The sequence below is a fragment of the Noviherbaspirillum saxi genome (assembly GCF_003591035.1).
Lineage (GTDB): Bacteria > Pseudomonadota > Gammaproteobacteria > Burkholderiales > Burkholderiaceae_D > Noviherbaspirillum > Noviherbaspirillum saxi.
The window spans coordinates 350,361-363,281 of record NZ_QYUO01000002.1 but is presented as its reverse complement, the minus strand read 5'-3'; the positions used below and the strand labels follow the sequence as shown (position 1 = coordinate 363,281).

The window sequence follows — 12,921 nt, the reverse complement described above, 5'->3', positions numbered from 1 at the left end:
AGTGAACATTGGAAATTGCTTAATTTGCAATAAATTAGTATTCTTGCAATTTCTTCGCTGGCCCTGTGGTCAGCCGCCATATAACTGTCAGGCTGATCATTAGACTAAACATGCTATTCAAGCCGTCTCACACAACCGCTAATCTTCTAAATTCCTCTCCGGCAGCAGGTTTGCTAAGCGTGGTGGAGACTGTCATACCTGCTCCCGTGGTGCAATGCGCTTAAGGTCCGTCGAATATGTCAGGAGCAGCACGTTTAAGCGACCCCATTGGTCATAGTCCAACCATGAGCTGGTTGTTAACTGGTCTGCTCGCCGGCGCCGCGATAGGGGTGGGAACGGCTGCGATCATCGGTACCGGCGGCCTGGCTGCTGCCGCAATCGTAGGTGGTTTGGCTGCCACAGGCGGCGGGCTCGGTGACATGCTCAGTACGATGAGCTGGGCGCCGAAGGAAACATGTGGTGTCATTAAAGGCACGTGCTCGGGCAATGTCTTTGTTAACGGACTGCGTGCAGCGCGGGCGCACGCAGATGTGGTCGACTGTTCCAAACATGCGTCGCCATATCTGCCTATAGCTAGCGGAAGCGCCACGGTTTATATCAATGGGCAGCCTGCTGCGCGGATCAATGACAAGGTAGGTTGCTCCGCCGTTATCACAGGCGGCTCGGGGAATGTCTTCATTGGTGGCAACACTGTCCAGACCGATGTTCTGCATCCTGAAAAGCTGGTCCCGGATGCAGTGCATGCCGCACTATTTGTCGTCGGATTGGGCAGTGCCATTGTCATTGGCGGTCCGATCATCGCGACTGCGGGGTTTGCTGGCGGCGCGGCCGGCCAGCTGGGTGGCGAATGGATAGGCGGGAAAGCATTTGGAGTCGGATCAGATGGTCAAAAGTGGGCCATGTTTGGCGGAGCGATGCTGGGCGGCGCAATGAGCGCCAAAGGCGGTGCCGTCCGCGTCGGGAAGTGGAGTCCGCCATCACCGTCGACAATGAGCGAACTGGCTACTGGCGGAATGCATCAGTTAGAGCTAGCCGCCCGCAAGACTTCCAACCCGCCAGCATTGGAGACGTCCAATCGCATGGCAGAATTGCATAAAAAATGGGGCCACCTCAACCCTAATGAACGCCGCGCACTTCTGAAGGCTAAAAGTGAAAGTACCTGGTCCAACTGGCTGGAAAAACGTGATTCGGAGGCAGCTACCGTCAATCCAAATACGCATTTTTTAGAAAAGCACGGCCCTAATACGACATTATTGGATCAAGAAATCCGGGCAACGACACGCGTGGCACCTGATGGGTCCTTAGACAGAGCGTTCAGAGATTCGACAAGATTTATGTCCGCGAGAGACATGGGGGCCGCAATGCAAAGAGCCGACTCGATATTCCACTTGAACGGTAGTGTAAACAGAGCATACTCCTTTCAAATGGAGGGTTTGATCGGTGAAGGATTTACCAAGGCGCCAGCCAATAAATGGATGTTCACAACAAATGTAAATGCTGTATATCGCAATGGCCACCCGTACACTATGTTTCCCCTTCTAAGACCAATCTCATGAAAATAGAAAACCTTGTAAACGGCTATGTTTTACCTAATTTGTTCTATGAACTCATATTTTTGGATGAACATGGAATAGATGGAAGTGATGAAGACTGGGAAAACCGCGACTACGTTGAAAGTGTTATTTCAGGTTTCGTCCTTCCTCGATTTCAGTCATTTACGCCGAACACAAAAACTGTTGTCCGTAATACGTTGCGTTACCTGCTAGTTACAGAGCAGGCAAACGGTGAAATATGGGAAGCTATTTGGCAGGCCAGTTCCGCCCCTGTTCCAACACCCTACGGTGTACGTAGCTTCATGCAGCATTGCTACGACGTGATATTTGTAAATGACAAGTTGCCTCTACCTGATGAAGTAAACAATTACCTGGTTAATCATGATCCACAGATTGCGAACCGATTGAATTAAGACAGACAATTGCCATATCGAGACGTTTAATTGATCATTCCGGAACAAATACCTGAACCTGCATTGGTTTGAACCGCTGGGCGAAGCCAGAGAAATTATGAAGGCTGGATAACGAGATTACGACGAGAGTCGTCCTCACTCCACTTTTCATGACCTGTCGTCGATCGGATTTGTACGCCAGCGATGATATTGCAGTCCAACACCGGTTTAACCAGCACCGAAAATTCCTCTTGGGATGGTCACGAAAACCCAAGCAAGCCATGACCAAGAATAAGTAGCTCCTGGCGCAACCTCTTGCTTCAGCCGAACAAGTGCTGCAGTTTGGAACACTGCCCATCCAACTGTTCAAAAACAAAACAACCGATTCTGTCCCCGCACGTAAAGGATAGAACAAATCATACCCAAACCGACCTCCGAAGCCATGTTCAGCCGTGCCGAACCACATGGCACGCCAATTGCGATGAAGACATCATCCTGGCAACACCTGGATTAGACACTTCTCACATACGACCTTCGGAGGACGACAATGAATCTGGCAGACATCAGCAAACTTGGCATCAAGAACCCGTTCAAGCAGCGCTACGACAACTTCATCGGCGGGAAATTCGTGGCGCCGGTCAAGGGCGAATATTTCGAGAACGTCAGCCCGGTCATCGGTAAGAGCTTTTGCGAAGTGGCCCGCTCGTCGGCAGAAGACGTCGAACTGGCGCTGGATGCCGCGCATGCAGCGAAAAAGGAGTGGGCCAAGACATCGCCGGCCGCACGCGCGATCATCCTGAACAAGATCGCCGATCGCATGGAAGCCAATCTCGAATTGCTGGCGACTGCAGAAACCCTCGACAACGGCAAGCCAATCCGCGAAACCATGGCTGCCGACATTCCGCTGGCGATCGATCATTTCCGCTACTTTGCCGGCTGCGTGCGCGCGCAGGAAGGCAGCGTCTCGCCTATCGATGCGGACACCTACGCTTATCATTTCCATGAGCCGCTCGGCGTCGTCGGCCAGATCATTCCCTGGAATTTCCCGATCCTGATGGCAGTGTGGAAGCTGGCGCCCGCGCTGGCCGCCGGCAACTGCGTGGTGATGAAACCGGCCGAACAGACACCGGCTTCGATCATGGTATTGATTGAGCTGATCGCGGACCTGCTGCCGCCGGGCGTGATCAACATCGTCAACGGCTTCGGCCTGGAAGCGGGCAAGCCACTCGCATCGAGCAAGCGCATCGCCAAAATTGCATTCACCGGCGAAACCGGCACCGGCCGCCTGATCATGCAATACGCGTCGCAAAACCTGATTCCCGTCACGCTGGAACTCGGCGGCAAGTCGCCCAACATCTTCTTCGCCGATGTGATGGATCAGGACGACGACTTCTTTGACAAGTGCCTGGAAGGCTTTGCAATGTTCGCGCTGAACCAGGGCGAAGTCTGCACCTGCCCATCGCGCGTGCTGATCCAGGAATCGATCTACGAGCGCTTCATCGAGCGCGCGATCAAGCGTGTTGCAGCGATCAAGCAGGGCAGTCCGCTCGACGCTTCCACGATGATAGGCGCGCAGGCATCGCAGGAGCAGATGGAAAAGATCCTGTCCTACATCGACATCGGCAGGCAGGAAGGTGCACAGGTTTTGCTCGGCGGCGAGCGCAAGACGCAGGATGGCGACCTGGCCGGCGGTTATTACGTGCAGCCAACCATCTTCCGCGGACACAACAAGATGCGCATCTTCCAGGAAGAGATTTTTGGACCGGTGGTGTCGGTGACCACCTTCAAGGATGAAGCCGATGCGCTGGCAATCGCCAACGATACGCTATACGGCCTGGGTGCCGGTGTCTGGACCCGTGACGGCACGCGTGCGTTCCGCATGGGCCGCGGCATCGAAGCGGGCCGCGTCTGGACCAACTGCTATCACCTGTATCCGGCCCATGCGGCATTCGGCGGTTACAAGCAGTCCGGCATCGGCCGCGAGAACCACAAGATGATGCTGGAGCACTATCAGCAGACCAAGAACCTGCTGGTCAGCTATAGCCCGAAAGCGCTGGGTTTCTTCTGAGGTAGCAATGCTTGTGTTCCGGCCGCGCACGCTGCCGGAACATCTCACTGTAATCAAGGTAACTGAAACAGGACGAGACATGGCAGATACAGCACCACCAAGAGTGGTCGCCACCGAGGCCGCAATGCATTTGATCGATACCCTAACCAAACGCTACGGCGCGCTGATGTTTTTCCAATCCGGCGGATGCTGCGACGGCAGTTCGCCGATGTGTTATCCGGCAGGTGAATTCAACATTAGCCAGATCGATGTATGTCTGGGCACCTTGCACGGCGCGCCGTTCTATATCGGTCATGACCAGTTCGAGTATTGGCAGCACACGCAGCTGATCATCGATGTGGTCGATGGCATGGGTGGAATGTTTTCGCTGGAAAACGGAACGGGCAAACGCTTCCTTACCCGTTCGCGCTTGTTTAGTGACGAAGAGTGTGACGCCCTGGCCCGACAGGGCGTGCGCTAGGCTCGGCTCCAGACGGAAGCGAAGAAACCCGGTCAATCAGCGCCATGCGCTTTATTCAAATAACAGGAGGAGTAAATGAAATCGAATCTGATCACGCTGTCCCTGATGGTGGTATTCGCCGCCCCTATGGGCGCTCACGCCGCCGGTGTCACCAACGCAATGATCGAGGCTGACGCCAAGTCGACCAACGACGTGCTGTCCTGGGGCATGGGCCCGCAAGGCCAGCGCTATTCCACACTTAACCAGATCAATACCAAGACCGTCAGCAAGCTGGTGCCAGCCTGGTCGTTTTCCTTTGGTGGCGAAAAGCAGCGCGGTCAGGAATCGCAGCCGCTGATCCACGACGGAAAAATGTTTGTCACCGCGTCGTACTCGCGTATCTATGCGCTCGATGTCAAGACTGGCGAGAAACTCTGGAAATACGAACACCGTCTGCCGGATGGCATCATGCCCTGCTGCGACGTGGTCAATCGCGGCGCAGCGCTGTTTGAAAACCTGGTCATCTTCAGCACCCTCGATGCGCAGCTGATTGCTCTGGATCAGAAAACCGGTGACGTAGTGTGGAAAGAAAAGGTCGACGACTATGCGGCAGGATATTCGAATACCGCCGCACCGCTGATCGCAAAGGGCTTGCTGCTGACCGGCGTGTCAGGCGGCGAGTTTGGCATCGTCGGCCGCGTGGAAGCGCGCGACCCGCGCACCGGCCAGCTGGTCTGGCTGCGCCCGACGGTCGAAGGCCACATGGGCTACAAGTACGACAAGGATGGCAAGCAGATCGAGAATGGCATATCCGGCACCACCAACAAGACCTGGCCGGGCGATTTGTGGAAGACCGGCGGCGCGGCCACATGGCTGGGCGGCACCTATGACCCGACGACAGGCTTCGCGTATTTCGGCACCGGCAATCCGGCACCCTGGAACAGCCACCTGCGTCCCGGTGACAACCTGTATTCGGCCGCAACTGTTGCCATCGACGTCGCCACCGGCCAGATCAAATGGCACTATCAGACCACACCAAATGATGGCTGGGACTTTGACGGTGTCAACGAGTTCATCACTTTCGACATGAATGGCAAGCGTCTCGGCGGCAAGGCCGACCGCAACGGCTTCTTCTATGTGATCGATGCCAAGAACGGCAAGCTGGAAAATGCCTTCCCATTCGTGAAGAAGATCACCTGGGCCACTGGCATCGATCTTAAGACCGGCCGCCCCAACTTCACGCCGAATGGCCGTCCGGGCGATCCGACCAAGGGTGCCGACGGCAAGAAGGGCGAAGTCGTGTTTTCCGCGCCTTCCTTCCTCGGCGGCAAGAACCAACAACCGATGGCATACAGCCCGAAGTCGCAATTGTTCTACGTACCGGCTAATGAATGGGGCATGGATATCTGGAACGAGCCGATCAGCTACAAGAAGGGAGCAGCCTTCCTTGGTGCCGGATTTACCATCAAGCCGCTGCAGGACGAGTACATCGGCGCATTGCGCGCGATCGATCCGAAGACCGGCAAGATCGTCTGGGAAGCCAAGAATAATGCGCCGCTCTGGGGTGGCGTGATGTCGACGGCCGGCGACCTGGTGTTCTACGGCACGCCGGAAGGCTACCTGAAAGCGCTGGACGCCAAGACCGGCAAGGAATTGTGGAAGTTCCAGACCGGCTCCGGCGTGGTTGCGCCTCCGGTCACCTGGCAGGAAGGAAACACGCAATATGTGGCGGTGGTGTCCGGCTGGGGCGGCGCGGTTCCGCTGTGGGGCGGTGAAGTTGCGAAGCGGGTCAACTTCCTGGAACAGGGCGGTTCGGTCTGGGTATTCAAGCTGTCTTCCATCTAAGTCGTTTTGCAACAAGGCGCGAGAAGCCAGACCTGGCATTCTCGCGTTGCATCTGAAACTTGGTTGAGGTCGTTGTCTCTGCGTTCTCTCGGAACCGGCATGTCCCCGGTCCTGCAAATCCGAGGAAGGCACTTTGCCGGTGATGAAAGTCACCGGCATTTTTTTGTCTGGCAGCGCGGTATCGGGATGCGCCACCGTCGAACGATCGATGTCCGTGCCCCCTTGTTCTTCCTACACTCCCCGCATGTTCAACTGTCCGGAATAATGTGATTGACACATCCGCAGTGCCCGCAGACGGGCCATGGTCGATCAGGCATGTCACCTACTCTGCCCCGTCATACCCGAGAAATCGGGTATCCATACTGAGTCTGCATTTCGGCTACGACTATCCAGTTAACTGCCTTGTCCCATTGGCTGATGGATTCCCACTTTCGTGGGAATGACGGGGACGAAACAGGAAATTGAATCAACCGCAGATAGCCGCGTGTGACTGCTTTCGGAAAAATTGGTGTTCACGTCTCCGAACGTGGATGCGCTCCCTTGCACCAATGCCTGTCAGTTTCTCATGCCTTGTCAGCGACATGCGCCCGCCATCATTGTTGACACATCGTTTTGCCCTTATTGTTTCCCATGTCCATGGGATGTCGTTGCCCAGGGAAACGGATACTGTCTGTCTTTCGCAGTCACTCGCCAGACGCTTATCCTGTCCACAATCGACCGCCATGCTGAAAACAACCGCAACTTCCGCCGCTCTCGTATGGAGAAACCTGTGCTAGACACCCGCCAGGATGCATACCGCCTGCTCCAGGCGCTCGGTGCTCCGACGCGCCTGCTCGTCCATGTGCAGCTTGTCGGCGAGGCGGCCGACCGTCTGGTGCAGGAATATAGCGATCTCGGAATTACATTCGATGCTCGCTTGATCGAATTGGGCGTGGCGGTGCACGATACCGGAAAGATAAAACACCCTGAAGAACTGGACCAGTCCGGTTCCTTGCATGAACCGGCGGGCAAGATCATGCTGCTTGCCAATGGCGTTCAAGCCGAGGTGGCTCAGTGCTGCGTATCGCATGCGCAATGGCAAGGAAGCGAGGTCTCGTTTGAAGAGCGCTCGATTGCGCTGGCAGACAAGCTCTGGAAAGGAAAGCGCGAGGAAGCGCTCGAACTGCTCGTCATTGACGACGTCGCGGCGCGACTCGGCGTTGACCGTTGGGATGTCTTCAGCCGGCTCGATTCGGTGTTTGAAGAGATCGCGGCGGAGGGAGGCGAGCGGCTCGAGCGGAGCCGGCGAAATTAGAGCTCCACAAGGCCGCGTATGGATGCCGCCTGCGAGACGGCCATCGTTTCTTCCCTCCGGCTGCCGTCAGGCGCCCGGCTTATCAAACAGGTAGCGCACACCTAGCCAGAACAGGCGCGGCGCGCCAGGTGCATAGAAAGTCGAGTGCTGTACGCCGAATTCGCCGCCGACCGCCGGAAACGGTCTTGCCTGAAAATTTCCCGAGCCATCGAATCCGGCAGGTCCCAGTTGCGCCGAGGTCGCATAGCGCTTGTCGAACAGGTTGTTGACCTGGACCATGAGTTCCAGCTTTGGCGAAGGAGTGTAGCTGGCTCCCGCATTGAAGATCGCATAGCCGGCCGTGCTGCCCTTTCCGAGGTAATAGCGGCCGTCGGGCTGATGTTCGCCATTCTCGTTTCTGCGTGCACGCATGCTTGGTCTCGATCGACAGTGCGCCGCCCAGGGTGTTCAGGCCGAACAGCGGATTGGAGCCGGGCGCCAGCGTCATTGACTTGATGGCTGTCCTGGGTATCAGATCCCAGCTCACCACATCGCCGAAAGCCTGATTCATGCGTACGCCATCGACAAAGACCGACAAGCCTTGCGGCGTGCCGAGCAAGGGTGAAGCGGTGTAGCCGCAATAATTCACATCGGCCTGGAACGGATTGCCCTGGGTTTCATTGATATGGACGCTGCCAAGGTTCCGGTTCATGAAGTCGCCGACGTCCAACGCCCGGCTTTGCCGGATCGTCTCGCCGCTGACAGTCTGCACCGGCGACGGAATCACGTCACGCGGTACCTCCAGCCCTGGAATCGGCCGCGCGCCGCTCACGACGATCGCTGGCAGGGAGGTATCGTCGGCGTGCGCCGGCAAGGCGACCAGCAGGCCGGCTATCGCAGGTATCAGCATGCCGATCGGCGTAGTTGCCGAAGAAACGTCGGGTAATGCGCGCCGGTGTGGTGCGGTTCTTTTCATGGTTTTGTGTCCAGGTGAATCGGTGGCGATCAGTGTTTGAATTGACCTGGCGCAAGTTGCATGCCGTGATGTGTATTGCGGCATTTATTTCATCGCACACTGCCTCCATCGCAATCCACCACCGGAGAAAAAGATGCAAGCAGTGATTCATCGCAATTCGGGTGCCTGGATCATGCAAGTGTGGGCATCGTTCGTAATAGCAGTTTTCCTGTGCGTTGTCGACCTGGCGCGGCCTGACGATAGCTGAGCGGACGATGAACGCGCTCGACCGCAGCGGACATCAGCTGGTCTTACCAGCAATCCAACTAGTGGGCGATCGAAACCATGGCATCCGCGATGACGCCGGGCGCCCCCAGCCCTTCTCCCGCTTGCGGGCGAAGGGCGCCGAACCGAGCTCGATAAACCGGATCGGCGAAATGTCAAAAGCCTTTTGACTATCCGCTTAGAACGTATCGCGGTCCGTCGTCCGGATCGTTTCAAAACGTGACACCGGTGTGGCGAAAGATTACAGCCGCGCTCACCTTGTTCCGTCCTGAAACAGGATTCATTCTTGACGCACGTCGTCCATGTGCCGTGTCGGCGCAGGTACATGGAGCCGTGCTTCTCGCACTTGATTCAAACGCTGCTCGCATCGCGTAACATTCCTTTCACCAGTGGCATGCTACTTGCTGAACTGGAACTTGCTGCTTCGACCCATTGATCATCTTGCGGATACCCCATGTACAAATTGATTCACCGCGACCATTTGTTATCCGCGTCCAGTGCCATCCTGCTGGTGCTGGCGTCCGACGCGGCGGCCCAACAGGAAAAGCAGCTGGATGCGGTCGTCGTGTCGGCCAGCCGCAGCGAGCAACAGCGCTTCGACGCCGCGGCATCGATCGATGCGGTCACTATCGATCCGCTGCGCGCGGCATCGCCGCTGGTCAATATGTCGGAACTTTTGTCGAGCGCACCAGGCATACAGATACGCGAGCGCCAGAATTATGCGCAAGACCTGCAATTGTCGGTACGCGGATTCGGTACCCGCTCGACCTTCGGCGTGCGCGGCGTGCGTATCCTGGTCGACGGCATTCCCGCCACCATGCCGGATGGACAGGGGCAAGCCGCGACCGCAACGCTGAGCTCGGCCCAGCGCATAGAAATATTGCGCGGACCGGTTGCGCAACTGTATGGCAATGCGGCCGGTGGCGTGGTGCAGGTCTTTACCAGCGATCCTCCACTGGCGCCGCAGGCGCCGATTGCCAGCGCATCGCTAGGCGCCGGCAGCGATGGACAGCGCCAGATGGGCGTCACGCTCGCGGGCGGCGGCAGCGAGCTGGGCGGCTTGCTCGATGTCTCTCATTATGAAACCGACGGCTACCGCGACCATAGCGCTGCCGAACGCACCCAGATCAATGGCAAGGTGCTATGGAGACCATCGTCATCGACCAGGATCACCGGCCTGATCAACAGCTTTCGCCAGCCATTGGCCCAGGATCCGCTCGGCCTGACGCGCGCGCAATTCGAGGATAACCCGCGCCAGGTAGTGGCCGGCGCGCTGACCTTCGATACGCGCAAGGCTATCGAGCAGCAGCAAGCCGGTATCGTGGTCGAACACAAGCTGGACCGCAGCAACACGCTGAACGGACGCATCTATGCTGGTACGCGACAAGTCAACCAGACGCTGGCCTTCAGCGGTGCGGCGGCGAACTCTTCCGGCGGCGTGGTGGATCTCGATAATCACTATCGCGGCATCGGATTGAGCTGGACCCATGCGACCACGGCCAATGGCATGCCTCTCAACTGGACCGTGGGCATGGAAGCCGACGATCTCGATCAGCGGCGGCGCGGTTTCGTCAACGACAATGGCGTGGCCGGCGCGTTGCGGCGCGAGGAGATGGATGGCGCAAACAATGTCGACGTGTTCGGTCAGGTCGACTGGATGTTCGCGCCGCAATGGAAGGCGAGCGCAGGCCTGCGTTCCAGCCGGGTACGCCTGTCGGTGGACGACCGCTATGTGACGGCCGCCAGCCCCGACGACAGCGGCAGTGTCGAATACCGCAACAATAGTCCGGTGCTTGGCCTGGTCTGGTATGCCAACGACAGCCTGAATATCTACGGCAATCTGGGGCGCGGGTTCGAGACGCCGACGCTGGCGGAATCCGCCTATCGCGCCGGTGCGACCGGGCCCAACCTCGGACTGCAGCCATCGCGCAGCGTGCAGGGTGAAATCGGCATGAAGTGGCGTTCCGGGACGCAAAGCGTGGACCTTGCATTGTTCAATGCGCGCAGCCGCGACGAGATCGTGCCGCAAACCACCGAAGGTGGCCGCTCGATTTTCCAGAACATCGACAAGGTCGAGCGACGCGGCGTCGAGGTCAGTTGGAGAAACGATGTCGGCAGCGTCGGCACGCAGTTTGCGTACACCTTGCTGGACGCGCGCTTCCGCGAAAGTTTTACTACCGGGCAGAACACGCTGGTGGCTGCAGGCAATCGCCTTCCCGGCGCACCCATGCACAGTCTGTTCACGCAACTCGAGTATCGCCCCGCGCCCGGTTTGAGCACTGCGCTTGAAATGCGTGTCGAGAGCAAAGCCTATGTGGATGACCTGAACAGCGATGCGGCGCCCGGGTATGCGGTGTTCAATCTGCGCGCCGGTCAGGAATTCCGCGCCGGTGCAAGCAAGTGGTATCTGTACGGACGCATCGACAATCTGTTCGACAAGCAGTACGCAGGCTCGGTGATTGTCAATGACGGCAATCGCCGGTTCTTCGAACCGGCAGCAGGACGCCGGTTGTTCGTCGGATTGCGCGCTGCGCTGTAATGCCGGGCTGTATTACATATCAACACTCAAGGAGACGACATGACTTACTTTATTCGCCGCACACTGACGCTCGGTATTGCCGGGCTCGCACTGACGCTTGATGCCGGCCTGGCGACGGCTGCACCCTACGCCTATGTGCCGAATGAGAAATCCGGCACGATTTCGGTGATCGACGCGGGCAACGATACGGTGGTAGCAACCATCAAGACCGGCGGTAAGCCGCGCGGCCTGGCCATCGGCAATGCAGGCAAGTCGCTTTATGTGAGCGACCAAAGCACCGATTCCCTGCTCGTCATCGACCTCGCGAAACAGGAAGTCAGCGATCGCATCAAATTGCAGGAGTCGCCGGAAGGCGTCGGCATTTCGCCCAAGGGCGACTGGGTGGTGGTTGCCAGCGAAATCAGCAACAGCGTCAGCTTCGTATCGCCGGCCACGCGCAAGGCGGCATACAGCATCAAGACCAAGGGCAAGAATCCGGAACATGCGCATTTCAGTCCGGACGGCAAATGGCTGTATGTCAGCGCGGAAGAGGCCGACACCGTCGACATCGTCGATGTTGAAAAGCGTACGCAGGTCAACTCCGTTACCGTAGGCAAACGGCCGCGCGGCATCGGCTTCCTGCCGGACGGCAGTCGTGCGTATGTGGCCGCCGAGATCGCCGGTATCGTGTATGCGATCGACACCAAATCGCAAAAGGTGATCGCCAGCATACCGTCGGGTAATTTCTCGAATGGCGTCACCGTGCATCCCGATGGAAAAACCGTTTACGTTTCCAATGGCAAGGATGGCACGGTCAGCGTTATCGATGTCGCCGACAACAAGGTCAGTGCAACCATCCCGGTAGGCAAACGGCCATGGAATATGGCGATCACGCCGGACGGCAAAAAACTGTATGTCGCCAATGGCCGTTCCGGTTCTGTATCCGTCATCGATACCGACAAGCGGGAAGTCGTCAAGGAAGTTGCGGTCGGCGAATTTCCCTGGGGTGTGGTGATCCAATGAACGCCGGCAGCCGCGATCGGGAAGTATCGTCGGCGGTCCGGCGATACAGCCTTCCTGCCATGACCCTGCATTGGTTGATGGCGGCCTTGCTGATCGCACAGATCGTCATCGGCCTCTACATGGTGGAGCTACCCAAGCGTACGCCGGCGGTAGGCTACTACTATAACCTGCACAAGTCGCTTGGTCTGCTCGCTTTCATGCTGGTGCTGCTGCGGGTTTGGTGGCGTTATGTGCAGCCCGCGCCTTCTTCGACCGGGCTGCACCTCGCGGCATGGCAGGAAAAGGCCGCGTGCCTGTCACACCGGCTGTTATATGTGTGTATGGTGCTGATTCCGCTGCTGGGCTTCACCGCATCGAATTTCGGCAAGCATCCGGTGCGCTTTTTCGGCTACATGCTGCCGCAGTTCGGATGGGACAGCCCGCCGATCGCAGCAGTGTTCCGCCAGGCGCATGCGGTGGCGGCGTGGCTGCTGTGCGCGCTGATTGTGTTGCACCTGCTGGCTGTTGCCTATCACCTGCTTACTTCGGGCAAGCTGGTGATTCAGAGGATGGTGCCGAAGGTCTAATCGC

12 protein-coding genes and 1 pseudogene are annotated in these 12,921 nt (G+C 57.7%); 11 read left to right on the top strand and 2 right to left on the bottom strand.

Going from position 1 to position 12,921, the window contains the following annotated elements; all coding sequences use genetic code 11:
• Positions 1-284: 284 nt before the first annotated feature.
• The 6 genes from D3871_RS17550 (at position 285) to D3871_RS17530 (ending at position 7,591) form a co-directional block, all read left to right on the top strand.
• Positions 285-1,556 carry a PAAR domain-containing protein gene (locus D3871_RS17550; protein ID WP_158597969.1) on the top strand — a complete coding sequence of 424 codons (1,272 nt, stop codon included), beginning with the start codon at positions 285-287 and terminating at the stop codon, positions 1,554-1,556.
• Positions 1,553-1,966, top strand: a complete 414-nt coding sequence (locus D3871_RS29940) for a hypothetical protein (protein ID WP_147376837.1) — start codon at positions 1,553-1,555, stop codon at positions 1,964-1,966. The genes D3871_RS17550 and D3871_RS29940 overlap by 4 nt, the downstream gene beginning before the upstream one ends.
• Before the next feature lie 526 nt (positions 1,967-2,492).
• Complete coding sequence (gene adh / locus D3871_RS17545) at positions 2,493-4,013, top strand: aldehyde dehydrogenase (protein ID WP_119770395.1); 1,521 nt, start codon at positions 2,493-2,495, stop codon at positions 4,011-4,013.
• A gap of 79 nt (positions 4,014-4,092) precedes the next feature.
• Positions 4,093-4,473 carry a DUF779 domain-containing protein gene (locus tag D3871_RS17540; RefSeq protein WP_119771414.1) on the top strand — a complete coding sequence of 127 codons (381 nt, stop codon included), beginning with the start codon at positions 4,093-4,095 and terminating at the stop codon, positions 4,471-4,473.
• A 105-nt stretch (positions 4,474-4,578) separates the two neighbouring features.
• Positions 4,579-6,297, top strand: a complete 1,719-nt coding sequence (locus D3871_RS17535) for a PQQ-dependent methanol/ethanol family dehydrogenase (protein WP_420799674.1) — start codon at positions 4,579-4,581, stop codon at positions 6,295-6,297.
• A 769-nt stretch (positions 6,298-7,066) separates the two neighbouring features.
• The gene (locus tag D3871_RS17530) at positions 7,067-7,591 is read left to right on the top strand and encodes an HD domain-containing protein (RefSeq protein WP_199724833.1); all 525 of its coding nucleotides are present in this window, start codon (positions 7,067-7,069) and stop codon (positions 7,589-7,591) included.
• 66 nt (positions 7,592-7,657) lie between these two features.
• Here D3871_RS17530 and D3871_RS30910 read toward each other — a convergent pair whose 3' ends face one another.
• Positions 7,658-8,002, bottom strand: coding sequence for a TonB-dependent receptor (locus tag D3871_RS30910; protein WP_233575697.1), 345 nt, complete (start codon positions 8,000-8,002; stop codon positions 7,658-7,660).
• Positions 8,003-8,081: 79 nt separating this feature from the next.
• A pseudogene (locus D3871_RS30905) lies at positions 8,082-8,342 on the bottom strand (TonB-dependent receptor plug domain-containing protein); the annotation flags it as partial.
• Here D3871_RS30905 and D3871_RS30900 point away from each other — a divergent pair.
• The 5 genes from D3871_RS30900 to D3871_RS17505 all read left to right on the top strand — a co-directional run bounded on the left by D3871_RS30900 (position 8,281) and on the right by D3871_RS17505 (position 12,917).
• Positions 8,281-8,586, top strand: a complete 306-nt coding sequence (locus tag D3871_RS30900; protein WP_233575696.1) for a hypothetical protein — start codon at positions 8,281-8,283, stop codon at positions 8,584-8,586. The pseudogene D3871_RS30905 and the gene D3871_RS30900 overlap by 62 nt on opposite strands.
• Positions 8,587-8,800: 214 nt before the next feature.
• Positions 8,801-8,980, top strand: a complete 180-nt coding sequence (locus tag D3871_RS17520) for a hypothetical protein (RefSeq protein ID WP_119770391.1) — start codon at positions 8,801-8,803, stop codon at positions 8,978-8,980.
• Positions 8,981-9,264: 284 nt separating this feature from the next.
• Positions 9,265-11,349, top strand: coding sequence for a TonB-dependent receptor family protein (locus D3871_RS17515; protein ID WP_119770390.1), 2,085 nt, complete (start codon positions 9,265-9,267; stop codon positions 11,347-11,349).
• Between the two features lie 39 nt (positions 11,350-11,388).
• Positions 11,389-12,351, top strand: a complete 963-nt coding sequence (locus D3871_RS17510) for a beta-propeller fold lactonase family protein (RefSeq protein WP_119770389.1) — start codon at positions 11,389-11,391, stop codon at positions 12,349-12,351.
• On the top strand, positions 12,348-12,917 hold the full coding sequence (locus tag D3871_RS17505; RefSeq protein ID WP_119770388.1) for a cytochrome b: 570 nt from the start codon (positions 12,348-12,350) through the stop codon (positions 12,915-12,917). The genes D3871_RS17510 and D3871_RS17505 overlap by 4 nt, the downstream gene beginning before the upstream one ends.
• Positions 12,918-12,921: the final 4 nt, after the last annotated feature.